A 26,108-nucleotide genomic window follows, 5' to 3' on the forward strand; every position below is an offset into this window, starting at 1 on the left:
CGGTTACGAACCCGCTCGGTCTTGAGCTTATGGGTTTTCGGCCTGGGAGCAGCCACATTCACTCGCCCAAACATCAGGAGAACCAGCCGTTGCAGCGGGCTAGGTAAGCGGGCGGTCTTCGCAATGCGAAGAGTGGTTGGTGCCCAATCGATCGCTGGACGATGGTTCGTTACACGGCTTCAAAATTAGGTTTGCTGATATGGAAATCGTGACTAAAAGATTTCTATTGCGTGATTTTGTTGAGCTGGATCGACCTTCATTTCTAAACTATCAAGCCGATCCACGCAGCCAAGCTTTTTACGAACCAAGTGACGCCACTGCTGAACAGGCAACACGTTTATTTGACACATTCCTGAGCTGGGCTGCCGATCGCCCTCGCACCAACTACCAACTCGCGATCGTGCAACAGCAAGAACCTAAAGCGCTCGTCGGCTGCTGCGGACTGCGGGGAGCACAGTACCCCGCTGGTGAGATGGAACTGGGAATCGAACTTGTACCCAACTATTGGGGCCGCTATGCCTATGCAATTGAAGTGGGGCGTGCCCTGCTCAACTTTGGGTTTCAAGAATTGAAGCTGGATGTAATTTCTGGTTCTACCATAAGCGCGAACAAGCGAATTGCTCGATTGGCAGAGTGGATGGGCGCAGAAGTCGTTGCTGTTCGTTCAGGTTCCCCATGGATGTCTGAGCGAGGTTGGAACGAGGTAGATTGGCGCATTACGAAGAAGCAGTGGAATTATCGCATCGCGCAGCTATATAAAAAACGTAGTGCAGCAGGCAGTTGAAACTGACCAACGCATTCTTCAAAGGTCTAACCTTAGAACCCAAATCTTAATTTTCTGTTCAGTCAAAAATTCTGCCAAAGCTATCGGGCCACTCATTCCAAAAGCCACGATGGAGGGCGACGATTTCTGCTTCTACTTCAGCGATTGGCCCCCAAACAGCGATCGCCTTTTGCCCCCGCTCAAATACATACCGACAGGGCATGTCCAGTGTGGGGTTTTCGGCATGGTTGCCCGTGAGTGCCAGCAGTTGCTTTTCTGCAATGCCATAGACTAACCGCCCCACATTGGCCCAATACTGTGCCCCAGCACACATCACACAGGGCTCGACGGTCGTGTAAAGCGTGCAACCCCACAGGAAACCAGGTTCAAACTCAGCGTAGGCCCGCCGCATCAAGGCTAATTCGGCGTGGTTGACTGTGTCTATGTTGCCTTGCTCAAGCAGCACAGTGGCATGGTCTGGAGCCACCAAGATGGCTCCAAAGGGATGGTGCCCTTGGGCCACAGCCGTTTGAGCTACCTGGTTGGCCCGCTGTAAGTGCTGAACGACCTGTGTGGACGTGGGCTCCTCCATAGGTTTGATACCTAATTAACTATGAGTAAGGGTAGAGCCTAAAGCTATTAAACCACTGCCTTTTAAGTCAAAATAAATAGAAGCAATCTCCATCCAACGGTAAGTAACAGGATAGGAAGAAAAACATACCATAACAGTATAGGAAATTTGGATTAGGTATCAATCCATTGCGTTGATATCGGGTCCGCGTTGCTCCATTTCACTAACAGCTATTTCTTGAGGTTTCTTCCATGAAAAATAAATCCTTGGCTGCTTGGCTAGGTACTGGCGCTCTCGCCGTGAGCCTGGCCGTTTTGCCTTCTACCCTGCCCGCCTCTGCTCAAACTGGTCAAACTGGTACCGCAACCGGGACTGATGGAGTTGGTACCACAACCACAACCACTGAAGACTATGGCGACGACGGCTTTGATTGGGGCTGGTTGGGTCTTCTTGGTCTAGCAGGTCTAGCCGGTCTGAAAGGGAAAGATCGCGATCATGACACCCGGACCGCCTACGCTACCGATCGCACAACCACAAGTTCCACTAACAATCCTCGCTACTAAAGCAGGGATCATCATGCTCTAATGCTCAACAAAATAGAAGGGGTTGCTAACTAGTGGCTCCTTCTATTTTGTTGTATATCTAGCAAGAAAGTAGGAAAACGAAAAAAAACCTCCGGCGCTAGGTAAAGCACCGAAGATTATTTAGAAACATATTGAGTAGACTTATCGATTCTTACCTAAAGATGTAAATATCCCTAGAAAAAATCAATTCAGCCTTAGTTCCGAGACGCAACTGGGTCAGCAATGTACTTAAAGTCAGGCTCAGAGTTCCAAGGACCACGCTCATCTTTACCGCTGTCATCGGTAGAGAGATTATAGTAAAGTTCTACTGTGTCATCGGGCTGAATGTTGCCAAACATCGGGTCAGTCAATTTGCCCATGGCGTCTAGAGCGTTCATGAACATTTTGGTGTGAGAAATTTCCCGAGTTAGCAGATGGGTGAGCGTTTTTTTGGTGCCCTCATCGGTAGCTAGTTTGATCAAGGATTCGTAGGTCTGGCGAGCGCCAGCTTCAGCCGCAATGTTAGCGCGTAGGTCTCTGACGACATCCCCACCTTCATTGATGTAGCTGGCTGTCCAGCTACTGCCCTGGCTGTCGAGAAAGTGAGGCCCAATGCCGCGTACAGCAAAGAGCGTGCTGTTGTAGGCCGGGGTTTGATCAGAATCTTTGGTATGAATCTCGATGAGCTTGCCCACCATTTCTAGGTGACCAAACTCTTCAATGGCGATGTCCTGAAGCATGTCTTTAATGCTGGGATCTTCGACATGGAAAGATTGTACCCAGTATTGAAGAGCAGCCGTGAGTTCGCCGGTAGCCCCGCCAAACTGCTCTAGCAGCAGTTGGGCAAATACAGGATCAGCCTCATTGACCTGAACGGTATGAACAGGATCTTTTTTGTGAAAAAACATAGGTTCCTTTGAGGTATTGGGGCAACTACAGGATTAAGCTCAATCTAAGATATAAACATTTCTGCTAAACCCTTGATTTTGCTTTTGAAAGGGTATATACAGCGATATCAGATTAAATTGGAGCAGCATAATTTGGCTCAAGGGCTAGCTAATTACGACCAGCACCTAAGCAAGATTTTGCTCTTTAAAACTGATATTTTAGGCTTTGATTTTGCTGTCGAAATTCGACTTAGTCAAAGCTGCTTACACTTGCCTTTAATCACTGTGCTTGACTACACCTTAAGGCTAGACTCGTAAACCCTCCTCTATATATATAGGGAGAAGATTCGAGCCTAAATGTAGAGGAGATAATCATGTACCTTTAGATGACGTCTAAGGGTTTCATTTCCTGTGGCAAAAGTGAAAATTTTGGTATTACTGAGTTGAAGCATGAATTTGGGTAAGGACAAACGGCCGTTTGCTCCTATGAGAGGCATCCCAGTTTTAATTCACGCCTGTACTCAGCAACACCAAAACTTCCTAACCCTTTTTAGGTAGAGGGTTGAGCAGCCACTGAAGCTGTAGCAAATCGCTCTTCAGACACCCTCTTATATCGAAATTAAACAAAATTTGCGGCGGTGATATCGACCGCGTCGGTTAACAACAGCTTTGCCATAGCATCAAACGAGGTTGCATCTAAGACAAACGTAGTGCGCGCCTCTACACCTGTACCCTGAGCAAAGATGACGTCAAAAAAGGCGGCGTTGGTGAATTTGTCAACCGACGGGTCAAAGTCCAGCACGGTGGTGATACCAGAGCCATCAAACAGACCAAAGGTGTCTATGCCATCCCCGCCGAAGGCTGTGTTGTTGCCTGCATCGCCATCGAGAAAATCATTGCCGCCAAAGCCGAACAGGGCATCGTCACCAGTGCCTCCCAACAGATTGTCATTGCCGTCAGACCCCTCAAAGATGTTCGTTCCGGCCAAGTTTCGCGTGTCGCCGCTGATGTGGGTAACGCCAGCAAACTCGCCGCTAAAGGTGTTGTTCTCAACGACAATATCGGCGAAGGCTTCAGTCGGCTCGCGATGGTCAAAGGCTACCGCTGAGGCTACGATCGCATCAAAACTGTTGCTGCTGATCTCAATATCAGACTGAGTGCCCTGGGCAGTTGTGCCCTCTGCGGCCGCCAAACGAATGCCATAAAACGCGTTTGAGAAGCTATTGTCAACAATATCGACCGCCGATAGATCGCGATCGTCTAGGGTAACGATGCCGTCGTAGGCCCCAGAAAATGTATTGTCGGCAATGGTGACATTAGCGGTGGAATTGGCAGAACCGTCAACATCTAGAGAAAGCTGGAGGTTGTAGCGGGCTGCGGTGAAGGCTGCTATTTCATTAGAAAAGTCTGCTACCCCCAAATTGACGACGTTGCTTAGAACTTCGACATTTTGAGAATTATCAATCTGAATGCCTCGCCGGCCCACAACACCGGCATTGTCATGAATTCCGACATTGTCGGCAATCAGCAAACCATCAACATTGTCAATCCGCATGATCGAGGCATCGTTGCCGGTGATGCCGTCGAAGTAATTGTCTGTAATTGACCAGTTAGAACCGCCAGATGGCGCTCCGCCAGTGCCAAAGCCGTTGGTAATAAAGGTTTGGTTGTTATCGGTTAGCCCAACAAAGTCGTTGAAGGCAATAGTAATGTTGTCGAAATTAACGCTGCCGTCACTGCCCCCGCGAATGGCAGCTGAGTTGTTGGTGAACTCAAAACCCAGAATAGAAATATTGTCGTCAGCTAGGGTAAACGAGCCCTCAAGAATCGATTCGGCACCGCGAGCTGCGTCGTTGCCAGCCAGGCCAAAATTGGCCCCAATCAAGGTTAGTGATTTGTCGAGGGTGACGTCTTCGCTGTAGGTGCCTGCCGCTGCCAGCAGAGTATAGCCATCGGCGGCGGCGTCAACTGCTGCCTGGATGGTGCTGAAACCACCCACCAGGTTATTGTCAACATCAAACAGTTGTAGGGGTTGTAGCGCCGCGCCCGTGGTTAACCCGGCCACCAGCGTAATGTCGGGGTCAGACTTACCGAGCGACAGGGGGCGATCAAACAGGTTGCCTAGGAAGGGCAAATGGCTGGTCTCGTTTAGAGTGACTACGCCTTGACCATCGGCACCGTCGACTGTGTCGTTGTTCAGTAGACTCACAATGCGGATGGCATCAATAGCTTCTCCGGTCGCTAGGCCAAAGTCGCTCAGGTCAAAAGCCGTAGCAAACAGCCCCGTGCCGTCTGCGGGGCCGTTGACGGCAGTTTCGTCGTAGCTGTCAAAGAACTCGTAGCGAAACGGGGTGAAATGTCCAGTTGCGGTACTGCGTACGGCTACGGCGTAATCTTCAGGCACTCTAGCAAAGCCGTTCTCATAGACGACCAAGTCGTCCCCCGCCTGGTTAATGGGGCCAGAGCCAGCGTCCCAAGTTAGCTCAATGGTTGAGCGATTGAAAAGACTGCCCAAGGCAATTGATTGGCTATTGCTACCACCGACAAGCGAGCCGACTGTATTATCTGAAAGCTCTGGAAATTGCAGTCCAGACCCAAAGAAGAGCGTTCTGGATGCCCCATCGATGATTGAGCCATCGGTGACTAAGTCATTCTCGTCAAAGGTAAAGCCAGCGATAGTAAACGTAGCCATAGCATTCAGCTCCCTGTTAAGCACACCTGCTTTTTATATTGAGGGATTATCAAGGCTTATGGGTAAAGAGAAGTAAAGAAATTGTGTGTGGCGATGGCCGCTACGCCTAAAACGCAAGTTACTGGCACGGTAAAAACTGAGGCGAGGATAGCTATATCTACTGGGATTAAGCAAATCCCAGTAAACTTATTGCGTAGTCAAGTCAAAAATTTTGAAACCTAATATACATGATTCTTGAATATTTATACTGGAATACTTTAACCCATGGATTTAACGCAAAGTCTCCCAAGTTGGTTAAATCTAGCCTGGGAGACTTTGACATTTAGTTGTTGCAGAATGAAAGGCTTTTTGGCTGAGCAAGCGTGAGCTTTACCAAAGTCACCTTACCATTCCAGCTGTATAGCTCTATCTTCCTAGACTATCCGCACCGAGGGGATACTTGGAACACGCTACAAGCTCTGTCTTAAGCCGTTACGGGAGGTTGGCCAAGGGCCTGCTGAGCCTGGCGCACTTCGTCCTGAGTGCCTTCAACAATCAGCTTATATTCCCGAGGCAGGTTGGGGTTGCCCTTCATTTGCTGGCGAGCTGGTTGGCGAGCCTTTAACGTGCGGCCGGCACCGGTACCAAACACACCGCCTGCGATCGCACTAGCAAACACCGCAATTCGGCTGGCAGCAGAATCGGGGTAGTGACCTGTTAACTGAAAGACGACAATAATCGTAGCAATCAGCCCCAAAATGCCGCCTAGAGTAAATCCCATCAAAAGGCCTGCCTCTGGCCCCATGGTGATGCCTTGGGCAGCTAACTGGAGGTCAGCGGGAATACTGTCATCAATCAGTATTTTCTGCCCGTTGATGCCAGATGCCTGAACCGCTTGTTTAGCCTGATCGGCTTCTTGGCGGTTCTTAAATACCGCAACTATCTCTCGGTTTCGCGTTAGCTGTGCTGTCATAGGAATAACTCCTTAACTGTAGGTCTTAATTCAAGCCAGAGCCCTGATTGCTTTGTCTGGTCTAGCCTTGGCTTTGTTCTTACCTCGTATGATGACGATCTCGGTGCTGGCTATGCTCTGTAAATAGATAGACTTAGTTGCTTTTGAGAGTTGTTATCAGAAGGATATTAGTCCACTTGTGGTTTTAGCCGACACCGGCAAAAAAGGCGTCAAGAGGAGATCTCAGTTGCTAGAAACCTGTGAAGAGTCCGATTAGACTTGGCCTATTGATCACAATCTAGTCAGTTCATTGCTATCTATAGGGGTTAGACGAAGTCAAAAATGTTATTCTCCATGCTCTTCGAGCTGCAAAAGCTGCTGGGCAAAGAGCTTTTCAGTCTTTTCATCCCTTAGTAGAGGGCTGGCGAGTATAAACCTCTAACCAGAGGTGAATAACAGTTAGATAAAAACCGCTTAGGGTGTGGGCACAAGGATTTGCTCTGGCTTCAACAACCGTGGCGCTGCCAAGGTTTTGGTGTCAGGAGTAGATCAGGTGCCATTCGTTTTTAGGAATTTGGTTTATGAAAAATAACGTTGTGTCGAGATGGGTTGGTGGTAGTGCGCTGGCACTCGGACTAGCGCTTTCATCGTCTATGATGCCTGCTTCTGCTCAGACCACGACTGAGCCCGTGACGCCAACGACTCCTGGTGCAGTTGACTCGACAGTTGATTCGGCAGACTCTGAAGGCACAACTCCTGGGTCAACCGTGCCTGGTGAAACATCCCCTGACCCTGTGACCCCAGCCGCCCCAAGCAACTTTGACCAAACAGCTCCTGGCACGGTTTCTCCTGACGCAACAGCACCCAGTGAAACCTATGCTGATCCAGCGGCTTCTGACACGACAGCGACAGCTGGTGAGGATGATGACTCAAGCTGGGGCTGGCTGGGCCTTTTAGGACTGCTTGGTTTGAGTGGTTTGGCAAAGCGCAAGCGCTCAACGCCTGTCTACACCACTGAAGATCGCGTGGTTGACCATCCTTCTGCTGGTCCTCGTATTTAAGGTTTGAGGTCAGTCGGCTAGCGTCAATGCAGCGATCGCCACTACGTTTAGGGCATAGGCTGCTGCCAGTGGCAGATAGTAAAGCGCCATCTGCCATTTAAGGTGACGCAGAACGTTATAGCCGACTTGACCATGGTGACGGTGATAGCTTAACTGCTGATAAAGGGGTGCTAAACAGCACCCTTTTTTGTTAGCCGTAAAAATCAGAGCGACAGAGCGATGTATTGCAGTAGTTGGTTTAGTTGAGACGCTTTGACAAGCGAAATCTTTCGGTAGGGGCATTGCAGTGCAATGCCCCTACGCCAAATCTGTCTTAGCCTAAGGGGCATCTGCAATAGCAAAGGTAAGGTTTGGGTTGGGACTACCCAAGATAACAGGATTCGAGCTTGACGTTTTTTTCTATTTTCGCTTTTTACTATTAGCTAAATACCCTTCTGCTGAGTTGTTTTGGGCCAATCTTTCATAGCTATAGCTGGCGTAAGAATTGTGATGATGGCAGGGCTCGACGTAGCGCGTTGACGCCGTCTGTCCCTACTGGCCAAGGCTCGTTAGGTAGCACGGGGGTTGGGTCGATGGCTCGGTTTATTAAATCAGCCATGAGATCAATCGCTTCTAGAAGCGGCGGCAGAGTTAGATAGACCGGCAAAATGCGCACTTCAAAGGTGTGTTTGTGGCGGGGGGCGTAGACAATATTTTTGAGGTTAAAGTCACAGTATTTAGTGAGGGGCAGGGTTTTTAGCCGTTCTCTAGCCTGGTCCCAGGGCAAGTTGCTCCAGTCTGGTGCTTGCACTAAGGTCAGCAGCTCGGAGGGCCAAAGCCCCAACCGTTGACACCGGGGGTTGCTGGTCACAAGCCACTTTAAGGTGGGGCTATGGGCCCATAGCAAGTTGACTAGGTTGCGAATTGCCGGGGCAGAACAGAGAGGAGCGGCGTCAAGATGCAGGTGGGTTGCCCCTTCCGCTGGAGCATAGAAATTGAGCTGACGAGCAATTTGAAGGTAGGTCTCCAACTGGGGGAGCTGAGCGTAGGTTAGGGGTGGGGTAATTAATTCACAGGGCCGTTCTCGCTCACCGGGTAGCGATGTGGCAATGGCAATGGGTGGCCCTAAGTCGTCAGCTAGTTTGACCATGCCCTTTGGCCCCTGCTGCACCTCTAGGCCCAGGGTCTTGGCGACCGGTTGCAACACCTCGGCGAGGGGCAGGTTGGCATCGCTCAAGCGACTAATGATCTGCATAAACCGGATGTCGTCGCCAACGATGCGGTACCAGCCGGGCTGAGGGGGGTTAGGTGCGATCGCAGTCGGCTTGCAGAGTCAGATCATCAACGCACCAGGCGATCGCCTGATGCTGGGCATCGCGCACCTCAAACCCTAGGGTGAGATTCTCTAGCACCGGGGTGCCGACGATCTGGCTATGCTCCGACTGGGGATAAAATATGCGGCTAACGCTGCCCCCGTAAGCGGCGGCGATCGCTTCGGCAAGGGCTTGGCGGCTAGACCCGCGCGGAGCCATCAGCTCAATTTCTAAGCCAACTCTGCCCACCAGGGTCATGGCTTAGGGCTGGGAGTTAGCCAATTCCAAAGCATATTCAACCTCGTCGGCATTGCCCATAATCAAGTTGCGCTCAATGCGGAGCTTGGCGTCGTAGGGGGTGGCGTCGCCCCAAAATTCGGCTAGGGCGGCGGCGTCATCGTAGGTGTAGCTGGTTTCGCTGTAGAAGCGCAGGTCGTCTACCGATTGAAGCGACTCTAGGCGGGCGTCGAGCAAAAACTGCTCAAGTAGGGCTACATCGGCAGGCCCCCAAAGAATTTTACGGCCAATGCGGGCCTTTGCCTCGTCAACATCTTGGCCCCAATAGCTGGCCAGCTGAGCGGCATCCCAATAGGTGTAGCCACTGCTAAAAAAGGTTTCTAGCTCTGTCTGGGCGTAGTTTTGGCTAATTTCATTGTCACACTTGAGCATGGCGTCAGCCCCAGCGCTGATTGGCGCTTGGAGTTGACCAGCAGAAGCGGCAGCCTGCGCGCTGCCGGCAGCGAGAACAGCGGCGATCGCCAGCAAAATAGATAGATGAAGCGTTTTAGAATTTTTCATGGCTTCCAGGCGGAGTTTGCTCAATCATAGTCGGGTAATCTGGGCATTTCGGTGGTTTGTAACGAATGCCGATTTACCCTTCATCAAACGATGTTTTGGGCATGGACGCTAGGGGATGGTGTCGGCCAACTCGTTGAGAATGTGGGCTGCGATCGCACCGGGATGGGTGAGCCACACCCGATTGGGTTGGTTGTGCGCCACAGTGGCAATGTGTTGCAGGGCGCGGCGCAGGTGCCGCAGCCGAAACGGCTGCCCAACTAAGTAAGGGTGCAGGGCAATGCCGTACACCAGCGGCTGCTGGTGAGACTGCTCTAGCATCTCGTCAAAATTGTCGATGACCATCTCGGCGAAGTCTTTGGCGCTGACCCGGCGCACAGCGATCGCCGGTATGTCATTAACTTCTTGGGGATAGGGCACTGAGAGAATGCGGCCGTGCCGGGTCTTAAACCAGATGGGCTGATCGTCCTGACACCAATCAAGCATGTATGTGTAGCCCGCCTCTTGGAGCAAGTCGGGGGTAACGATACTTTGAGCAATCCAGGGGCCAAGCCAGCCCTGGGGCGGCTGCCCTTCATGGTTGGCCAAAATGTGCGTTGTTTCAGCAATCAGAGCAGCTTCATTCGCTTCGCTCAAAATGCTCTGGCGTTCGGAGTTGGTGCGACCATGGGCGACAATTTCATCGTTGCGATCGCGAAAGGCCGCCACCACCTCTGGGCAGTAGTCGTAAATTGCCGAGTTAACTAGCAGCGCTACCGGCAACTCTAGCTGCTCAAATAGCTCCAGCAGTCGCCAGACTCCCACCCGGTTGCCATAGTCACGCCAGGCGTAGTTCAAGACATCAGGCTGAGGGCCACCAGGGGCCAGTTCGGCTCCTAATCCTTCACCAAAGGCAAAATGCTCCAGGTTGAGCGCGATGTAAACAGCCAGCCGTCGTCCGCCCGGCCAACGATAGTCGGCCCGCTGCGTGATAGCCGAATAGCTGTAGCGTTCGTGGTGAGTCAGCGGCAAAGCTTAGGCTCCCAAATTTAAGCAGGGCACGCTTGGAAGATTACCAGAAACTGCCTAAAAGTGGGAAAGGGCAACGTGAAAAGCCGCTGAGGTTCTTGTGGGAGGGCAGGACTTTTAGATGAACTGCGAAAATAGGGAGTAAAGATAGGTTTGAAAACTTTCGAGCTTTAGAACTAAAGGTGAGCTTTGACCAACAGCAGTGCGCCCGATAGAATTCCTAGTGACAGCGAAGCAGAGCCTAGCCAGGTGAGCTGCATTTTTCGGCGCATAGCCCGGCTTTTGAATCTAGCAGAACCGTCAAACCCTTCGCGATCGGCGCTAGAGAGCGTGGTTAAAAAGCCCAAAGCATATAGGACAGAGGCGGCAAAGAATTCAAGGACTGGAGTCAGGATAAGCAAGCCCCGCTCCACCCCAGCATCCATATCGTAGGGAGTAGCTAATACAAAAAGGCCTATATAAACAGGAATTGCGACTAGGCTGGCTTGCAGCATTAACCGGCAGAACAAGTGATAAACCGTAAAAGAAGAATCTACGGTAGCTTCTGAAACTGTGCGGACAATAGTCATGAAATATCGATATTACTTCTTGTACGCTGCTGGCGGATATCTTAGTGAATAACGACTACAACTCGGCGGCGGCGACCATAGCTTTACGCATATTTTAGCGACTCGTGTAGTAGACCCAAAGAGTTGCAAGATTTAAGGGGTATACCCCTGCACAGGCTATTGAAAACTTGCTGTCTAGGGAGCGATCGCCCCTCTTCAGCCCGTGAGGTGACCCCAATACCAGTGCTCGGGGCCACCGCTGTATCACCAGCTAAGACGCCGAAAAATTGAGCACCAGGGCAAATCACTGCTGCGCCTCAAAACGGCAGTCGCCCAGTAGCCAGGAGTCTATACCCAAAGGTCATGCCCAGCATTGAAACAAAGAAGTGCCAAAGGCTAGTGGGGTTTAGCACAGCTCGACTGCTGACAAAAACGCAGAGAATGCCGCCTGCTACTAATACCCAGCCGAATTGCTTCATAAAGCCGAGAGGCATAAAGACCAACAAAAAAATGCCGCCAAACAAAAGAAAAATTGACAGGTTGGCTGCGATACCACGCCACCAGTAGGGGCTAACGTTAGTGGTAAAAAAGATATTTTTGCCCAAGAAATAGATGCCCAGCAGCATCAGGGCCAAACCGACGACTTGAATTAAAAATCGCATAGGGAGTTAGATAAATACTTCAGTTAACAAGTAGACTATGGCGGCTAAAGCCCTATGGTTAGGGGCGATGGACAAAGCCCGACTTTAGAGGTCAGCGCAACTCTGGAAGCGTTTTGCAATCCGCAGCGGCACCCCTAAACCCAAGCCTAGGTTACCCAAAAGCCACGCTGTAGAAACCTGGCCAGGTAGAGGAACGCAATGCGTTCCAGAGGTGGTGGGCACTAGTACTAACAAAAAGGCCAATAGCTGGGTCAGTTGCTCTAAAAGCCAACTCCGGTGGCAACAAATAGCAATTTGTCCAGGGACGCGCCTATTCACAACTATCGGTAATTAGGAGACTCGTTCTTCTACAAACTGATTGGCGCTCATTCCGGATGCAGCCAAGGCCAACAGTGTCCGAAGGCCGCAATTTATCAAGAGGTAACTTTAGTGTGGCCGAGCAATATTCTTCTATTTGTGCCTTGTCAAGGAACTGTTAGGTTCACCTGACTAACCTGAGTAGATTCTCTACCTCATGGTCGATACGGCCTCTTTTATCGGCTTGATAGAGTACGTGGGTACGCCCATTCTGTTGAAGGCTATGAGACTTAATCTTTTGAGCTACGCAGGTGGTTTAGGGCTAGTAGCCGGTGCACTGATGTGGCCTGGCGTTAGTCACGCTCAAGGATTTTGCTATCTGATTAACTCTGAGGGCGAAGTCGTCAATCTAGATGACATGTGTCAGGAGAACGACGCCCCCGCGACTTCCCCAACGCCTGGGTCCAGCGACGCTTCAGCTGAGCCCCAGGGCACCTCATCATCTTCTGAGGTTATAAACACCACCACTACAAATCCGGCGGGGACAGACTCCACTGGAGCAAACTCGGCTGGGATAAACCCCGCAGGGACAGACTCTACCGGAACAAACCCAGCAGGAACAAGCCCAGCGGGGACGAACTCTACTGGTGGGACAAGTCCTGCTGTGAGTCCAGCGAGAACAAACCCTGCTGTGGCACCCGGCTCAAATGAAAACACTAACCGTGCAAACCCTAATAACGAAGATACCAACCGGGCTAACCCCAATACAAACGACTCGGAAGCTTCACCGGCTGGGACCGCATCACCTCAGACACAAAACTCTAACACGTCAGACACGCCTGACAATGCTACAGAGCGAGGAAATCGCAATACAGAGCTAGAAAACCGTAACGCAGAGCCGGGAAACCGCAATACAGAGCCAGAAAACCGCTTAGACATTCCGGTTAGGGAGATTGAGACACCTGACATCCCTGAGATTCAAACTCCTCAAAGAGTAGATTCTACTGGGGATGACACCGATACATCTACATCTGGAAGTGACACTGATACATCCGGAGATGACACCGATACATCGCAATAGCTAGGCAGCAGATTTTGGCAGTTCAACCCATTGATCTAGACTTGCAGCGCCAAGCAGTCATTATTCATCAGCGTCTATGTGCCGAATATGATTGCCCAATTCCCTATTTTCATGCGCTCGATCCGCTGAGTGAGCTGGTTTCATCTCTGCTGTCTCACCGCACGAAAAACCGGGACTCGGGCCGCGCGTTTAAGCAGCTAGTGGCCCAGTTTCCTACCTGGGAAGCGGTGCGGGATGCGCCAACGGAGCTGGTAGAACAGGCGATCGCGCCCTGCACCTGGCCTGAGCAAAAAGCGCCCCGCATTCAGCAAGTGCTGCGGCTGGTTGGTGAGTTAACCAACGGTGAATGGTCGCTCGACTTTCTGAAAGATATGTCGGTGGCGGAAGCTCGCGCCTGGCTGGAAGCACTGCCCGGAGTCGGGCCAAAGACTAGCGCAGCAGTACTGTGTTTTAGTGAACTACGGGGTCGAGCGCTGCCGGTGGATAGCCACCACCACCGAGTCGCCCAGCGGTTGGGCTTGATTCCTTCCACGATGGCGGTTGGGCCATCCCACGTGCCGCTAGAGGCTTTTTTGCCCGCTGAGTGGAATGCGCAGCAGGTCTACGACCACCACGAAGTGATGATGTTGCACGGTCAACGGTGCTGCTTTTACAAAAATCCGAGCTGCGATCGCTGCGTTGTGCTCGATCTGTGCCCCTATGGGCAAGAGAGAGGTAAAAAAACGAAGAATTGAGAACGAAAACCGAAAGGGGGCTTTCTACGAGGTGATCTTGGCCCTGAGTTCGGCTTTGATGCGGTTTAAGATCGAAGTCTCGTCGAGGCCGTCGAGAATTTCGCCAATCACGGCTTTGGGGCCGTTAGGTCCCCAGGTGGCACCGTTGGTAAGGTAGGTTTTGGTGATCTGACCAATGCCGTAGGTGGCCAAGCCGGCAACGCCGCCCTGGGCCAGAGCTACGGGAATATAGGGGGCGATCGCCAAGCCGCCCGTCGCAATCGCTGACACCCCTAGCATGCCCTTAAGTGAGCTGAGCCCCAACGTGATCACCAACTCGCTAATCGTAATGCCGCCCAGACCCAGGGCAATCTGCTGGAGCAGCTTGAGGGCGGCGGGGCGGGTCATAGGCAGGCCGTAGAGCCGTGACAAATTGAGAATCAGCATGACATCAACGACGGTGCCGCCAATCAGATCCGCCACGGTGATCGGATTGAGGGCGACAGCGACGGCTTTGATCATGGTGGCGTTCCAGATGGTGTCGTCGGCAATGCGATCGCAGATCTGCCGCTTGCGCTCTAGAATTTCGGCGCTGATGCCTTCGGCATACATCAGGGTGTTAAGGGCCACCAGGGCCTTGCCTTCGCGGTGCAGAATGTCGAGAATTTTGAGCTTGAGATCATCGACCTGGGGCTGGGCGCGCACGGTTTTGTAGGTCGTTTCGCCATTAGGTTGGGCAACAGCCTGCACCGCTAAGGGGGAAGCCGCCGCCATAACAATTTCATCGGGGGAGATCAGGTCTTGGAGGCGGCGATCGCGCAGGGTTTCGTAGAGGGTCTGGCGATCGGCCTCGGGGAACTGATCGATTTTGTTGAACACCAGCAGCATGGGCTTACTAGCCTGGCGCAGGACTTTTAGCGCCTCATACTCAACGCGGGTAATGTCGCCCGCAACCACAAATAGAATCAAATCAACCTGGGCGGCAATGCGGCGGGCCAAGTCGGCGCGGTCTTCGCCATCCACCTCATCGAGACCGGGAGTGTCGATCAGCTCGATGCGCGACTGGCCAACGCTTTTGAGTGAAACTCGCAGCAGGTCGGGCAAGTCAGGAGCGAGAGCTTCTCGGTTGACGGCCCAGGCGCTGCCTTCGACCACCTGAGTGACGCCGTGGGTGACGCCAGTGGCAAACACATCCTGCCCCATTAGGGCATTGAGCAGCGACGATTTGCCTCGCCCTACTAGGCCAAAGGCGGCGATATGCACCACCGTATTCTCGAGCTTGTCCTTTAGACCGCGCAGGTTTTGTAGGGCTTCTTCGACACCGGCCTGCTCGCGGGGGGTGAGGTTGAGGCGCTGTACTAAGCCACCCAGAGCTTCCTGGGCGCGGCGGTAGTTGAGATCGTCTTGCAGGTCTTGAAAGTCGAGCACCAGATCGCCCAACTCTTGCTCTACGGCCTCCCAGGTGGCGGGGTCAGCGGCAGGGAGCGCTAGGGGAGCACCCTGCACGGTAGCGACGAGTTCCCCTAGTTCGGCCTCAACCTCTTCCCAGGTAATGTCTGGGTTTGGGGAAGTGGGCAAGGGGTCGTTAGCGGGCATGGGGTGGGGATGAGGGAGGTGAGGGTGAGGAGGGTTACAAGGGGATACTTTAAGGATAGCGAATAGGATTTCTGTGGCATGACGACACTGCCCCCCAGTCAGGATATCGAGCGGCTTAAGGTGCTGGCGATGCTGCACTACGTGGTGGCGGGGTTGGTACTGGCCTTTGCGCTGCTGCCACTGGTGTTTGTAGCGATCGGGGGAGTAGTGCTGCTGGCTCCCGAGAGTATGGTTAGCGGCGATAGTGAGCTGCCACCCTTTGCGGCGGGGCTAATTTTTTTGGCGCTCGGGTTGGCGCTGTTTCTCTACGGGCTGGTGCTGGCGATCGCGCTAATTATCTCAGGCGGCTGCTTGCGGCGTCATAAGCACTACTGGTTTAGTTTTGTGGTGGCCTGCGGGGCGTTGCTGTTTACCCCCCTAGGTACGGTGCTGGGTGTGGCGACGCTGGTAGTGCTGCTGCAAGAGTCGGTGCGCGAGCTATACGGGGTTTCTTTTGGCTAGAGGTCGGGTGCTTTTGGAATGTTGTCACAGTCCTTGGTTTTTCTCCAGGCACCCGACCCTACAACTCAGTTGAGGGCTTGGATCACCGCGTTGTGGATCGCGCCATTGCTGGCGACGACGCCGGGGTTGTTGGGGAAGCGGGCAGCACTAGCAAAGTCTAGGGGCTTGCCGTGCATGTCGGTGACGCGGCCTCCGGCTTCTTCGACCACCAACACCCCAGCGGCGTGATCCCAGATTTTTTCCCGGTAGTCGGGGGTTTTGGGAGACGGCAAGCGCAGGTAGAGGGCAGCCTGCCCTGCTGCTACGGCGGCGTACTTAGCCTGACTATCCATGCGAATCGAGGGGGCGGTGATGCCCACAGCTTGAGCCACCTGGGCCTGCTGACTGAGATCGCCATGGCCCGACTCGACACTTTCGACCAGGCGCAGGCGGTCAACATCGTCGGCAGCGGTAACCCTCAGTCGCTGGGGATTACCGCCCGCTATGGGCATCATCACGGTGCCTTCACCACGCACGGCGGCGAAGAGTAGCCCGGTTTCAGCACCGTCAAAGCTGAGGAAGGGGCAGCCGAGCACACCCACTTTGATATCGCCATCAACGACCAGAGCTAGAGCGATCGCATACTGGTCGCCGCGCAAAAAGCCCTTGGTGCCGTCGATCGGGTCGAGGGTCCAGTAGCGGGAGGCGACGGTGCCGTTGCCGTGGTCAATCCAGTTTAGTACATCGCTGTCGGTGGCACTGGGAATGGTCTGCTGCACCTGTTCGGTAACGGCGGTGAGAACGTGGGCGGTTTCGGGCTGGCGCAGGTCAGTGGTGTCTTCTTCGCCGACCACCGGGTCGTTGGGGAAGGCTTCGGCCAGGGCCTTACAAATCAAGGCCTGAGCCCCATAATCGGCGATGGTGACGGGGCTTTTGTCATTCTTTTCGATGGCGGCGGGGACGAGACCCTGGCGCACGGCTTCGCAGAGCTGGGCGGCTTGGATGACGGCGGCGATCGCGGTTTGTTTTTCCTGGTCGTAGGGCATGGGCGGGGGTGGGGGGTAAGAGGGTGGGCAAGTGGATGGGTGGGGGATTACAAGAGAGCACTATAGCTGGTGGGGTGCATTCTCGATCCAGGTGCGGGGGCCGAAGTGTCGGCAGCTTTGGGCGGCGATTTGGGCGGCGTGAGTGAGGGCGTCAGGAAAGGGAACTTGTAGGCGGTAGTGGCAAAAGGCTCCGTGGAAAATGTCTCCGGCTCCTAGGGTGTCTTGGACGGGGACTTGGGGAACGGGTAAAGTGCCAACGGTGTCGCGATCGCGAAATTGGACGGGGCTGGGGCCGTGGGTGGTGGCGACTTCGGCAATGCCTAGGGCGCTGAGGGCTGCTAGGGTGTCGGCCTGGCCCGGCAGCTGAAATTTGGCGGCGGCGATGACGCTGGTGGCGAGGGGTAGGACGCTGTCGAAGCCGGGTTTCCAGCTGCCGGCGTCGATGACGATAGGGATAGCTGAGGACTGGGCGGCGATCGTGACGGTGTGACTGGCGGCCATCTGGTGGCCGTCGATCAGTACGATATCGACATCGGTGAGTAAGTCTGGGATGGTTGCATGCGTGGCCTGTCGGCCGACGGCATTGCGGGAGACTACAGCGCGATCGCCTGTAGCAGCGGTAACGAGAATCGTTGAGAGCGGCGGTGGCGATCGCAGCTGGGGGGTGAGATCTACCACCTCGATATCGCAGGTCGCTAAATCGGCTCGAATGAGATCGGCTAAGGGATGCTGGCCCAGGGCACCGGCTAGCCTGGCTCGATTCCCTAGGGCAGCAAAGGCGATCGCGGCGTTGGTAGCTGGCCCGCCCGCCACCAGCAAACTCTCCTCAGCGACAATTTTCTCATCGCTGCTGGGCACGTGATCGACGCGGTAAATGCAGTCGAGGGTGATCAGCCCCACAAAAAATCCAGTGGCCACGGCGATATTTCTCTCAGCGGTTTCTAATTGGCAGCGGCAAGCCGTACCCTCCACAGCATAGGTCTAGCCCTGCGTGTAAGGTAAGTAATGCGATCGCCCCATCTTTCGCCCCTTCTGCTAATTTTTTCGCCGGGTTTCACCAAAATGGCTGATTCGTTACCGCTGTCCTACTTGCCGATGTTTTTGCACTGTGTGATTGGGCTGGTGGCAGCTCAGGTAGCCCAGCGCAAGGGCTACGACCTGGGTCTGTGGATGGTTTGGGGAATGGTGGGCGGCACGGTGGCCTTAGTAGACGCCCTGCGACGGCCCCAGCAGTCGCAGCCGCAATGATGGCATTCCTACAGCGCTGGCTCAAGGGATGGCTGCCCAACCTCGACCCCCGGGTGTGGATCTTGGCGGGCGGACGGCTGCTGTCCCAGGTGGGTATTGGTTTTACGCTGTTCTACGCGCCGATTTTTTTTACTGAACAGGTGGGTCTGACGGCCACTCAGGTGGGCCTGGGCATTGGCCTGGGCTCAGCGGCGGGCATGGCCGGACGGTTTTTAGGTGGGTCGCTGTCCGACTCGCCGCGGTGGGGGCGGCGACCGACACTGCTGGCGTCGGCCCTGGTGTCGGCAGCGGCAGATGGGGTGCTGGTGCTGGCCAACGATTTTTGGATATTTTTGGCGGGTAACCTGCTGATGGGGTTTGGCGTCGGCCTCTACTGGCCGGCGGCGGAGTCGGTGGCGGCAGACATCACCGCCCCAGAGCAGCGCAACGAAGCCTATGCCCTGGTGCGCCTAGCCGACAACCTGGGTCTAGGGGTGGGGGTAATCGCCGGAGGGGCGCTGATTTCGCTGACTGGGGCCTACCGGGCGCTGTTTGCCATTGACGGCATTACGTTTCTGCTGTTTTTTGGCATTATCTATGCCGCCATTGCCGAGACGCGCCCGGCGGGGAACGGGGCGCGATCGCTCCTTCAAGGCTGGGGTCAGGCTCTCAGAGACTCCACCCTGATGGTCTACGCTCTGGTCAACGTGCTGTTTACGGGCTATCTGGCGCAGATTCAAAGCACGCTGCCCCTCTATCTCAATCGGTTTGCAGGGGGCGAGCAGGGGGTCAGCGAGGGGGCGCTGAGCCTGCTGTTTACAGGCCATGTGGTGCTGGCGGCGATCGCCCAGTTGCCTACGGCTCGCTGGCTCAACCATTACCGTCCGGCCCAGGGGTTAGTGGCGTCGGCGCTGCTGTGGGGGCTGGGGTTTGGCCTAGTATGGCAGGCCGGGGTGGGGGCTCAGCCTCTAGTCTGGGCCGGATTGAGTCTGGCTACGATGGCCCTGGCGATGGTGGCCTACACACCCATTGCCTCGGCGCTGGTGGTGGCCTTGGCCCCAGAGTCACTACGTGGCGTCTACCTGTCGGTGAACTCAATGTGCTGGGCTGTAGGCTATTTGATCGGCCCCCCACTGGGCGGTTGGGCGCTTGACCAGGGAGATGCAGCTGCCCACGGCTTTTGGCTAGGGCTCATGGCGACGGTGCTGCCTGCCTTGGCGGTATTGATGTGGCTCGATCGCCGTCTTCGTCATTTAGCACGTTCCTAGCTTCTATTTAGGAATTAAAGAACTAGCTATGGCTTTCCCTGAACCAAATAGAGATTCAAAGAAATTACAATAATAAGATCAGAATACAGTAGATCATGCCAACCGTACTGAAAATCGGACCATACCGATTCTATTTCTTTTCTAGAGAAGAGAGCCGAGTGCATATCCATGTTTCCTGCCCTGACGGAGAAGCAAAATTCTGGCTAGATCCCGAAATAGAACTGGCTACCAACCACAAGCTCTCAAGAGTACAGTTAAAGCAAATTGAAACTCTTATTGAGGAACATTCTGATGATTTCAGAAACGCATGGAATCATTACTTCCAAAACAGAAGTTAGCAACATCTCAGTCAACGGCCTGTGGCTACTTTGCAACGATCATGAATATTTTTTGCCCTACGAAGAATTTCCCTGGTTTAGAGACGCACCCGTTAAACATGTATTTCATCTAGAAGAACCGCATTCGGGTCATTTGTATTGGCCTGATCTCGATGTTGATTTATCCCTTGAGGTCATCCAACATCCAGAACGGTTTCCCCTCGTCGCAACCACCGAATCGTAGACTGTCGCTGTCACCTTAAATGAAGCATCAAAGCCAACCCTAGCGACATTCAGACTGATTAGTTAGGCCCGATAAAAGGTTAAGGATTCACCGTTTTGACCTGCCAGGTGCCGTCGGGTTGCTGGTCGTAAAGGGTGCGGTTTTGTGGTTCGCCGCGCAGCTCTAGGTGGTCAACATGGTCAGGCTCTAGTAGCACCAGACAAAACTCAGCGGGAGGCGTCGCCTGAATTTCTTTAGGCGAAAAGTCGGCCTCGGCGGTGCGGGGCTGGGCCGGGTGGGGCCAGTAGAACTGCTGGCGGGCGTTATCGGAGAGGTCTTCCCAGGAATTTTGCCGGGCTTGGAGCAGAACTGGATCGGCCTCCGCCGTCACCACCTGGATAGCGCCCGCCAGGCGAAACTGCTCGCGGGTGTCGGTGAAGTACCAGCAGGCTTCGGCCGAGGGGTGAGCGGCGATGTCGGTGACCTTGGCGCTGCGTTGGTCGGTGACTAGGGTGAGGGTGTTGCTGTCGGGCAACCAGCCACGAAACACAACGGTGCGGTTGGCGGGTCGCCCCGCAGGGGTAATCGTGGCCAGCTGAAAATAGCGACTGTAGGGGCGACTGCGGTTGCGGTGCAGGGCGCGGGCTAGGGCGCTGCGCCAGGGTGCCAGGGCCGAATTTTTTGATAAGGAGGAATCAGAATCAGACATACTTGAGAGACTGGCTTTTGATTGGGGTAGGCAGTCCTAACCCGAGGGGTAGGCCCTTCTAGTAGAACGTTTGCTGGGTGAGCCTGCAAGCAAGTATGACTGCCGTCATTCTCCCGGTAGGATGGGTAGCACCGTTTCCTTTCTGAAACTATGGCTATAGCGGTTGATTTTGGCACCAGCAATACTGTCATTGCCCGCTGGAACCCAGTTTCTGAAAGTCCGGAAACGGTGGCGTTGCCGGGGCTGAGCTTGAGCTTGGCGACGGTGCCACCGCTGGTACCTAGTTTGGTTTATGTGGAGAAGCCCCAGGCCGATGGGGTTGTGGTGGGGCAGGCGGTGCGCGATCGCGGCCTCGACATCTCCAGCGATCCTCGCTTTTTCGCTAACGTTAAGCGCGGCATTGGCACACCGCTGCAGGGGTTTCTGCCCGATATTGATGGGGAATCGCTCTCCTTTGAGCAGTTGGGGGAGTGGTTTTTGCGATCGCTCTTGACCCAGGTGCGCGCCGTGGCTGGGGAAGACGACAGCTTGGTGCTGACGGTGCCCGTGGACAGCTTTGAGGCCTACCGGCTATGGCTGGGGGATGTGGCCACCGCGCTGGATTTCAAAGAAGTGCGGCTGCTCGACGAGCCCACCGCCGCCGCGCTGGGCTACGGGCTAAAGGGGGAACAAACCCTGCTGGTGCTCGACTTTGGCGGTGGGACGCTGGATTGGTCATTGGTGCGGCTGGTAGCTCCGGCCCAAAAGCAGCCGGTGGGGTTTTTGCTCAAGTGGCGTGGCCAGGGGGCGGATCAGACCAGCGCCCAAAAGCCCGAGGTGGCGCGGGTGCTGGCCAAGGCGGGAGAAAACCTGGGTGGAGCCGATATTGACGAATGGCTAGTGAATTATTTTCAGGCCCAGGGCATTGCCGGGGGGGCGGTGGTGCAGCGGTTGGCAGAGCGGCTCAAGATCGCGCTGTCGGAGCAAACTGAGGCGGCGGAAGCCTATTTTGACGACGAGACCTTTGACACCTACGACCTGGCCTTGACCCGTGACCAGTTCGAGGAGATTCTCGCCCAAAACCAGTTTTTTGAGCGATTAGAAAAGGGGTTGACCCAGGTTCTGCAGCAGGGTCAGCGTCAGGGCATCGACCTGGATGCGATCGACGCGGTGCTGCTGGTGGGTGGCACGGCACAGATTCCGGCGGTGCAGCGGTGGGTGACAGAGCGGTTTGGAGCTGAAAAGGTGAGGTGCGATCGCCCCTTTGAGGCCGTGGCCCAGGGAGCCCTGCAAATTGCCCAAGGCCTAGCGGTCGAAGACTTTCTCTACCACAGCTACGGCATTCGCTACTGGGACCGACGCAACAATCGCCACGGCTGGCACCCCATTCTCAGCCAGGGCCAGCCCTACCCTATGTCTGCCCCCGTTGAAATTGCCCTAGGTGCCTCGGTGGAAAAGCAGCCCAGCATTGAGCTGATTGTGGGCGAGTTGGGCTCGGCTAGCACCCAGACGGAGGTGTATTTCGAGAATGGTCGCTTAGTGACGCGTCAGCTTAGCGGTGATGCCCCCTCAGTGCAGCCACTGAACGATCGCGAGGGGGCGCGCACCATTGCTCAGCTCAATCCGCCGGGGTTTCCGGGCAGCGATCGGGTGCGGGTGCTGTTTCGAGTCGATCGCGATCGGCTGCTGCGGATCACGGTGGAAGACATTCTCACGGGCAACACGCTGCTAGATAACGAAGCTGTGGTGCGGCTGAGCTAGGTCTGCTTTAGGATGAGACGATGGAAACATTGACCCTGACTCGACCCGACGACTGGCACCTGCATCTGCGCGATGGCGCGGCGCTGAAGGCGGTGCTGCCCCACACGGTGCGGCAGTTTGCTCGGGCGATCGTGATGCCTAACTTGAAGCCTCCGGTGCGCACGGTGGATGAAGCGGCGGCTTACCGCGATCGCATTCTGGCGGCGGTGCCGACGGGCCAGCAGTTTGAGCCACTGATGACCCTCTATCTCACCGACAACACTCGTCCCGAAGAGATTTTGGCGGCTAAAGCAGCTGAGTTTGTCAAAGCAGTGAAGTACTACCCTGCCGGGGCGACGACGAATTCAGATGCTGGCGTCACTGAGATTAGCAAGTGCGATCGCGTCTTTGAGGCGATGCAGCAGGTCAACATGCCGCTACTGCTTCATGGGGAAGTCACCGACTCAGCGGTTGATATGTTTGATCGCGAGAAAGTGTTTATTGAGAAATACTTGATTCCTTTAAAGCAGCGGTTTCCTCAGTTGCGGGTGGTGCTGGAGCACATTACTACCTCAGAGGCGGTGGAGTTTGTGCTGGCGACGGATAACATTGCGGCCACGATCACCCCCCAGCATTTACTGTTTAACCGCAATAGTTTGTTTCAAGGGGGCTTGCGGCCCCACTACTACTGCCTGCCCATTTTGAAGCGTGAAACTCATCGGCAGGCGCTTTTGCGGGCTGCTACTTCGGGTAATCCTAAGTTTTTTCTGGGCACCGATAGCGCCCCCCATCCTCGCAATGGCAAAGAAAGCAGCTGTGGTTGTGCTGGGTGTTTTTCAGCATTGCACGCCATGGAGCTGTACGCAGAGGCGTTTGAAAGTGTTGACGCCCTCGATAAATTGGAGGCATTTGCCAGCTTTTATGGCCCAGACTTCTATCAGATGCCAAGGAATAGCGCTCGCATTACCCTGAGCAAAACGACCTGGCGTATTCCCGACGAACTGCCTTTTGTCGATGATGGACTGGTGCCGTTGCGGGCTGGGGAAGCAATGACCTGGAAAATGGTCTGATAAACTCCGCTTGGCTAATCCCAAAAACCGTAGGGGTAAATTGCATTTATCCCTACGGTTTTGCCTCAATGAATGGGGGTAAGTGATTTGATATGAGCTATGCTATTCAACATTAATTAGCCATGTCAAAAGAAAAATGGGATAGGAATAGGTTGTTTCTTTCTTCTGGCGAGCTAGAAATAGTTATTAATGAAAACCCGGTTTCGCTGCAAGCGAGCCGAAGGAAAAAAGATATTATAACGTCAGCAATTTGCAAGGTCACAAGTAATTGTGAATTCATGCTAACCGATGACGTTCAAATCTATATTGAATGGTGGATTCATGAGCAAAACAGGTATGAAACTGACTCATCAGCTGATGTGGATAATATAATAAAACCCATACTAGATGCTATTTCTGGGCCAGATGGAATTCTTATAAATGACTGCCAAGTTCAAGCTGTTGATTGCAGATGGCTAGACTTTTTCAATGCAGAACAAAGGATAAATATCAGAATAAAAATGCTTGACCGTGATGGATGGTTGTTAAAAGATGGACTCTTTTTTATGCATATGTGGAATGGTTTATGCTATCCCACATGGATGGATGAAGAAAATCCTGAAAACACCTTATTAATCGTTGAGCAAATGGAAAGAATGCTTATGTTGAGAGATGAAAGATTGAGGCAGAAAGAAAATTACTATCTAGCAAAGATGCTAATGCCAGTTCAGAGAATATTCCATATTTCTCGAATAAAAGGTTTTCCAGTATTTAAAGTTGAAGAGATAAAAGATAAAATTAAAGCAATATTAAAAAATCAAAGATAATTATAATTGTTGGATGAGCGTCTGTGTGTAGCAAGTTGTGGAGCTTCCTGCCTATAACTAAATGCCTATTATTCTATCCATTCTTTAGTCAAATTAAGATTCGGCACCCCAAAACTTACGCCTAGCAAGCTCTATGAAAGGAACCTTTTGTATTGTCGCTACCCAAAACTTTATGCACAGCGGCTATTCTCGTCCTTGCCTTTGCCCATATCTTAGAAGCACTTCAACACCTTCAAGAAGCTAGAACCCGTTATCCTAGAAAAGCTGAGTTTCGAGGGCTACATAGTGCAAACCCCAGACCCCATTCATGTGATCGGCGGCGGGCTGGCCGGTACCGAGGCCGCTTGGCAGATTGCCCAGGCCGGGGTGCCCGTGGTGCTACACGAAATGCGTCCTCAGAAGAAATCCCCTGCGCACCACAGTGAGCATGTGGCCGAGCTGGTGTGCAGTAACTCCTTTGGGGCGATGGCGAGCGATCGCGCCTCGGGTCTGCTCCACGAGGAGCTGCGCCAGCTCGGCTCAGTGGTCATCGGCAAAGCCGACCAGCACCAGGTGCCAGCGGGGGGTGCCCTAGCGGTCGATCGCGGTATTTTTAGTCAAGACCTGACCGAAACCCTAGAGCGTCACCCGCTGATCGAGCTGCGGCGCGACGAGGTGACGAGCATCCCTGATGACGGCATTGTGGTGTTAACCACGGGCCCTCTGACGAGTGACGCGCTGTCGGTGGAGCTGGAGAGGTTTACTGGCCAGGGCTACATGAGCTTTTTTGACGCTGCTAGCCCGATTGTGGTGGGCGACAGTATTGACCAGTCGGTAGCGTTTATGGCCTCTCGCTACGACCGGGGCGAAGCGGCCTACCTCAACTGCCCGATGAACCGCGAGCAGTACCTCCACTTTTGGACTGAGCTGTGCAACGCTGAACAGGCCGAACTCAAAGATTTTGAGCGCGAAACGGCTAAATTTTTTGAGGCTTGCCTGCCTATCGAAGAAATGGCCCGCCGGGGTGAAGACACCATGCGCTACGGCCCGCTCAAGCCGGTCGGGCTGTTTGATGCGCGCCTGGGCGATTTCAAAGACCCTGAGAATAAGAGTAAGAAGCCCTACGCCGTGGTGCAGCTGCGCCAGGAAGACAAAAGCGGCCAGCTGTGGAATATGGTGGGCTTTCAAACCAACCTGCGCTGGGGCGAACAGGCGCGGGTGTTTCGGCTGATTCCTGGTTTAGAGAATGCCGAGTTTGTGCGCATGGGGGTGATGCACCGCAACACGTTTTTGAATTCGCCGGAGCTGCTGCACAACACGCTGCAGTTTAAGGCGCGGCCCACGCTGCTGGCGGCAGGGCAGTTGGTGGGCACTGAGGGCTACACGGCGGCGGTGGCTGGGGGCTGGTTGGCTGGGACGAATGCGGCCCGTCTGGCCTTAGGCCAAGAGCTGCTCGATTTGCCGGTGACGATGATGCTGGGGGCGCTGGTCGATTTCATTACCTCAGCGGAGCCGAAGCACTTTCAGCCAATGCCGCCCAACTTTGGCATTCTGCCGCCGCTGCCGGTGAAGGTGCGCAACAAGCGGGAACGCTATGGACAGTATCGCGATCGCGCCTTTAACGATCTCCATACCTGGGCCAGCCAGCACAAACTTGGTTTGGTTCAGAGCTCGCTGGTGGCTACAGCCTAGGCGAGACAGTGAGTCTAATTCCTAGGATAGATTTGCAATAATCTTCGTTGCAAAAACCTGAGGGACTGGGCTATCGTGTCTAAGATTAAAGGAAAGTTCAAATTTGTTTAAG

At 54.0% G+C, this 26,108-nt stretch carries 27 protein-coding genes; 13 read left to right on the forward strand and 14 right to left on the reverse strand.

All coding sequences use genetic code 11. The features are described 5' to 3' along the window. Positions 1-139: 139 nt before the first annotated feature. The gene (locus H6F59_RS20665; protein WP_313887274.1) at positions 140-784 is read left to right on the forward strand and encodes a GNAT family N-acetyltransferase; all 645 of its coding nucleotides are present in this window, start codon (positions 140-142) and stop codon (positions 782-784) included. Positions 785-842: 58 nt separating this feature from the next. Here the strand turns inward: H6F59_RS20665 and H6F59_RS20670 are convergent, their stop codons facing one another. Next, entirely contained in the window at positions 843-1,355 is a 513-nt protein-coding gene (locus H6F59_RS20670) for a nucleoside deaminase (protein ID WP_190704873.1), read from the reverse strand. A 230-nt stretch (positions 1,356-1,585) separates the two neighbouring features. Between H6F59_RS20670 and H6F59_RS20675 the strand changes: the two genes are divergently transcribed. Continuing rightward, positions 1,586-1,897: a WGxxGxxG family protein gene (locus H6F59_RS20675; RefSeq protein WP_190520712.1), complete on the forward strand. Its 312-nt coding sequence runs from the start codon at positions 1,586-1,588 to the stop codon at positions 1,895-1,897. Between the two features lie 215 nt (positions 1,898-2,112). On the opposite strand, the gene H6F59_RS20680 is transcribed toward H6F59_RS20675, so the two are convergent. The 3 genes from H6F59_RS20680 to H6F59_RS20690 all read right to left on the reverse strand — a co-directional run bounded on the left by H6F59_RS20680 (position 2,113) and on the right by H6F59_RS20690 (position 6,428). Next, entirely contained in the window at positions 2,113-2,805 is a 693-nt protein-coding gene (locus H6F59_RS20680) for a manganese catalase family protein (RefSeq protein ID WP_190520714.1), read from the reverse strand. A gap of 598 nt (positions 2,806-3,403) precedes the next feature. After that, the gene (locus tag H6F59_RS20685) at positions 3,404-5,476 is read right to left on the reverse strand and encodes a hypothetical protein (RefSeq protein WP_190704875.1); all 2,073 of its coding nucleotides are present in this window, start codon (positions 5,474-5,476) and stop codon (positions 3,404-3,406) included. 463 nt (positions 5,477-5,939) lie between these two features. Then, positions 5,940-6,428, reverse strand: a complete 489-nt coding sequence (locus tag H6F59_RS20690; RefSeq protein ID WP_190520718.1) for a hypothetical protein — start codon at positions 6,426-6,428, stop codon at positions 5,940-5,942. Between the two features lie 560 nt (positions 6,429-6,988). Here H6F59_RS20690 and H6F59_RS20695 point away from each other — a divergent pair. Beyond that, entirely contained in the window at positions 6,989-7,468 is a 480-nt protein-coding gene (locus H6F59_RS20695; RefSeq protein WP_313887275.1) for a WGxxGxxG family protein, read from the forward strand. 466 nt (positions 7,469-7,934) lie between these two features. On the opposite strand, the gene H6F59_RS20700 is transcribed toward H6F59_RS20695, so the two are convergent. The 6 genes from H6F59_RS20700 to H6F59_RS20725 form a co-directional block, all read right to left on the reverse strand. Then, positions 7,935-8,702, reverse strand: coding sequence for an amidoligase family protein (locus tag H6F59_RS20700; RefSeq protein ID WP_190704878.1), 768 nt, complete (start codon positions 8,700-8,702; stop codon positions 7,935-7,937). 49 nt (positions 8,703-8,751) lie between these two features. After that, positions 8,752-9,018 carry an amidoligase family protein gene (locus H6F59_RS26835; protein ID WP_190704881.1) on the reverse strand — a complete coding sequence of 89 codons (267 nt, stop codon included), beginning with the start codon at positions 9,016-9,018 and terminating at the stop codon, positions 8,752-8,754. A gap of 3 nt (positions 9,019-9,021) precedes the next feature. Next, positions 9,022-9,558, reverse strand: coding sequence for a hypothetical protein (locus H6F59_RS20710; protein WP_190704885.1), 537 nt, complete (start codon positions 9,556-9,558; stop codon positions 9,022-9,024). 108 nt (positions 9,559-9,666) lie between these two features. Next, positions 9,667-10,566 (reverse strand): polysaccharide deacetylase family protein, encoded by a 900-nt coding sequence (locus tag H6F59_RS20715; protein ID WP_190704889.1) that lies wholly within the window; start codon positions 10,564-10,566, stop codon positions 9,667-9,669. Positions 10,567-10,739: 173 nt separating this feature from the next. Continuing rightward, positions 10,740-11,132 (reverse strand): hypothetical protein, encoded by a 393-nt coding sequence (locus tag H6F59_RS20720; protein WP_190704891.1) that lies wholly within the window; start codon positions 11,130-11,132, stop codon positions 10,740-10,742. A gap of 296 nt (positions 11,133-11,428) precedes the next feature. Next, positions 11,429-11,773, reverse strand: coding sequence for a hypothetical protein (locus H6F59_RS20725; RefSeq protein WP_190704893.1), 345 nt, complete (start codon positions 11,771-11,773; stop codon positions 11,429-11,431). Positions 11,774-13,165: 1,392 nt separating this feature from the next. On the opposite strand from H6F59_RS20725, the gene nth reads away from it, so the two are divergent. Continuing rightward, positions 13,166-13,885, forward strand: a complete 720-nt coding sequence (nth, locus tag H6F59_RS20730; RefSeq protein ID WP_190704895.1) for an endonuclease III — start codon at positions 13,166-13,168, stop codon at positions 13,883-13,885. Between the two features lie 24 nt (positions 13,886-13,909). On the opposite strand, the gene H6F59_RS20735 is transcribed toward nth, so the two are convergent. Then, positions 13,910-15,460, reverse strand: coding sequence for a GTP-binding protein (locus tag H6F59_RS20735; RefSeq protein ID WP_190704898.1), 1,551 nt, complete (start codon positions 15,458-15,460; stop codon positions 13,910-13,912). Positions 15,461-15,538: 78 nt separating this feature from the next. Here H6F59_RS20735 and H6F59_RS20740 point away from each other — a divergent pair, with 78 nt between their 5' ends. After that, complete coding sequence (locus tag H6F59_RS20740; RefSeq protein ID WP_190704901.1) at positions 15,539-15,961, forward strand: hypothetical protein; 423 nt, start codon at positions 15,539-15,541, stop codon at positions 15,959-15,961. A 65-nt stretch (positions 15,962-16,026) separates the two neighbouring features. Here H6F59_RS20740 and H6F59_RS20745 read toward each other — a convergent pair whose 3' ends face one another. Together H6F59_RS20745 and H6F59_RS20750 are read right to left on the reverse strand one after the other, a co-directional pair. After that, positions 16,027-16,986, reverse strand: a complete 960-nt coding sequence (locus H6F59_RS20745; protein WP_190704905.1) for a 3'(2'),5'-bisphosphate nucleotidase — start codon at positions 16,984-16,986, stop codon at positions 16,027-16,029. A gap of 60 nt (positions 16,987-17,046) precedes the next feature. Continuing rightward, complete coding sequence (locus H6F59_RS20750; protein ID WP_190704908.1) at positions 17,047-17,904, reverse strand: PfkB family carbohydrate kinase; 858 nt, start codon at positions 17,902-17,904, stop codon at positions 17,047-17,049. 144 nt (positions 17,905-18,048) lie between these two features. On the opposite strand from H6F59_RS20750, the gene H6F59_RS20755 reads away from it, so the two are divergent. From H6F59_RS20755 to H6F59_RS20770, 4 genes are all read left to right on the forward strand, one after another. Continuing rightward, complete coding sequence (locus H6F59_RS20755; protein WP_190704911.1) at positions 18,049-18,234, forward strand: hypothetical protein; 186 nt, start codon at positions 18,049-18,051, stop codon at positions 18,232-18,234. Then, positions 18,234-19,481, forward strand: a complete 1,248-nt coding sequence (locus H6F59_RS20760) for an MFS transporter (protein WP_190705062.1) — start codon at positions 18,234-18,236, stop codon at positions 19,479-19,481. Before H6F59_RS20755 ends, H6F59_RS20760 begins: the two co-directional genes overlap by 1 nt. Before the next feature lie 95 nt (positions 19,482-19,576). Next, a complete protein-coding gene (locus H6F59_RS27735) occupies positions 19,577-19,819 on the forward strand; it encodes a DUF4160 domain-containing protein (protein WP_199325901.1) in 243 nt (80 codons plus the stop codon). Next, entirely contained in the window at positions 19,773-20,042 is a 270-nt protein-coding gene (locus H6F59_RS20770) for a DUF2442 domain-containing protein (RefSeq protein WP_190704914.1), read from the forward strand. Before H6F59_RS27735 ends, H6F59_RS20770 begins: the two co-directional genes overlap by 47 nt. Positions 20,043-20,121: 79 nt before the next feature. On the opposite strand, the gene H6F59_RS20775 is transcribed toward H6F59_RS20770, so the two are convergent. Continuing rightward, the gene (locus tag H6F59_RS20775) at positions 20,122-20,730 is read right to left on the reverse strand and encodes an Npun_F5749 family FMN-dependent PPOX-type flavoprotein (RefSeq protein WP_190704918.1); all 609 of its coding nucleotides are present in this window, start codon (positions 20,728-20,730) and stop codon (positions 20,122-20,124) included. A 150-nt stretch (positions 20,731-20,880) separates the two neighbouring features. Here H6F59_RS20775 and H6F59_RS20780 point away from each other — a divergent pair, with 150 nt between their 5' ends. The 4 genes from H6F59_RS20780 to trmFO all read left to right on the forward strand — a co-directional run bounded on the left by H6F59_RS20780 (position 20,881) and on the right by trmFO (position 25,996). Then, on the forward strand, positions 20,881-22,470 hold the full coding sequence (locus H6F59_RS20780) for an Hsp70 family protein (protein ID WP_190704921.1): 1,590 nt from the start codon (positions 20,881-20,883) through the stop codon (positions 22,468-22,470). Between the two features lie 20 nt (positions 22,471-22,490). Next, a complete protein-coding gene (gene pyrC / locus H6F59_RS20785; protein ID WP_190704925.1) occupies positions 22,491-23,519 on the forward strand; it encodes a dihydroorotase in 1,029 nt (342 codons plus the stop codon). A gap of 122 nt (positions 23,520-23,641) precedes the next feature. Next, entirely contained in the window at positions 23,642-24,325 is a 684-nt protein-coding gene (locus tag H6F59_RS20790) for a RusA family crossover junction endodeoxyribonuclease (RefSeq protein WP_190704929.1), read from the forward strand. Positions 24,326-24,610: 285 nt separating this feature from the next. After that, a complete protein-coding gene (gene trmFO / locus H6F59_RS20795; RefSeq protein ID WP_190520760.1) occupies positions 24,611-25,996 on the forward strand; it encodes an FADH(2)-oxidizing methylenetetrahydrofolate--tRNA-(uracil(54)-C(5))-methyltransferase TrmFO in 1,386 nt (461 codons plus the stop codon). Positions 25,997-26,108: the final 112 nt, after the last annotated feature.

The sequence above is a fragment of the Nodosilinea sp. FACHB-141 genome (assembly GCF_014696135.1).
Taxonomy (GTDB): Bacteria; Cyanobacteriota; Cyanobacteriia; order Phormidesmidales; family Phormidesmidaceae; genus Nodosilinea.

Excerpts from the sequence above, each read along its gene's own strand:
- H6F59_RS20670 (WP_190704873.1), bottom strand. The coding sequence starts at position 1,355 with ATGGAGGAGCCCACGTCCACACAGGTCGTTCAGCACTTACAGCGGGCC.
- H6F59_RS20675 (WP_190520712.1), top strand. The coding sequence starts at position 1,586 with ATGAAAAATAAATCCTTGGCTGCTTGGCTAGGTACTGGCGCTCTCGCC.
- H6F59_RS20680 (WP_190520714.1), bottom strand. The coding sequence starts at position 2,805 with ATGTTTTTTCACAAAAAAGATCCTGTTCATACCGTTCAGGTCAATGAG.
- H6F59_RS20685 (WP_190704875.1), bottom strand. The coding sequence starts at position 5,476 with ATGGCTACGTTTACTATCGCTGGCTTTACCTTTGACGAGAATGACTTA.
- H6F59_RS20690 (WP_190520718.1), bottom strand. The coding sequence starts at position 6,428 with ATGACAGCACAGCTAACGCGAAACCGAGAGATAGTTGCGGTATTTAAG.
- H6F59_RS20695 (WP_313887275.1), top strand. The coding sequence starts at position 6,989 with ATGAAAAATAACGTTGTGTCGAGATGGGTTGGTGGTAGTGCGCTGGCA.
- H6F59_RS20700 (WP_190704878.1), bottom strand. The coding sequence starts at position 8,702 with ATGCAGATCATTAGTCGCTTGAGCGATGCCAACCTGCCCCTCGCCGAG.
- H6F59_RS26835 (WP_190704881.1), bottom strand. The coding sequence starts at position 9,018 with ATGACCCTGGTGGGCAGAGTTGGCTTAGAAATTGAGCTGATGGCTCCG.
- H6F59_RS20710 (WP_190704885.1), bottom strand. The coding sequence starts at position 9,558 with ATGAAAAATTCTAAAACGCTTCATCTATCTATTTTGCTGGCGATCGCC.
- H6F59_RS20720 (WP_190704891.1), bottom strand. The coding sequence starts at position 11,132 with ATGACTATTGTCCGCACAGTTTCAGAAGCTACCGTAGATTCTTCTTTT.
- H6F59_RS20725 (WP_190704893.1), bottom strand. The coding sequence starts at position 11,773 with ATGCGATTTTTAATTCAAGTCGTCGGTTTGGCCCTGATGCTGCTGGGC.
- H6F59_RS20735 (WP_190704898.1), bottom strand. The coding sequence starts at position 15,460 with ATGCCCGCTAACGACCCCTTGCCCACTTCCCCAAACCCAGACATTACC.
- H6F59_RS20740 (WP_190704901.1), top strand. The coding sequence starts at position 15,539 with ATGACGACACTGCCCCCCAGTCAGGATATCGAGCGGCTTAAGGTGCTG.
- H6F59_RS20745 (WP_190704905.1), bottom strand. The coding sequence starts at position 16,986 with ATGCCCTACGACCAGGAAAAACAAACCGCGATCGCCGCCGTCATCCAA.
- H6F59_RS20755 (WP_190704911.1), top strand. The coding sequence starts at position 18,049 with ATGGCTGATTCGTTACCGCTGTCCTACTTGCCGATGTTTTTGCACTGT.
- H6F59_RS20760 (WP_190705062.1), top strand. The coding sequence starts at position 18,234 with ATGGCATTCCTACAGCGCTGGCTCAAGGGATGGCTGCCCAACCTCGAC.
- H6F59_RS27735 (WP_199325901.1), top strand. The coding sequence starts at position 19,577 with ATGCCAACCGTACTGAAAATCGGACCATACCGATTCTATTTCTTTTCT.
- H6F59_RS20770 (WP_190704914.1), top strand. The coding sequence starts at position 19,773 with ATGATTTCAGAAACGCATGGAATCATTACTTCCAAAACAGAAGTTAGC.
- H6F59_RS20775 (WP_190704918.1), bottom strand. The coding sequence starts at position 20,730 with ATGTCTGATTCTGATTCCTCCTTATCAAAAAATTCGGCCCTGGCACCC.
- H6F59_RS20780 (WP_190704921.1), top strand. The coding sequence starts at position 20,881 with ATGGCTATAGCGGTTGATTTTGGCACCAGCAATACTGTCATTGCCCGC.
- pyrC (WP_190704925.1), top strand. The coding sequence starts at position 22,491 with ATGGAAACATTGACCCTGACTCGACCCGACGACTGGCACCTGCATCTG.
- H6F59_RS20790 (WP_190704929.1), top strand. The coding sequence starts at position 23,642 with ATGTCAAAAGAAAAATGGGATAGGAATAGGTTGTTTCTTTCTTCTGGC.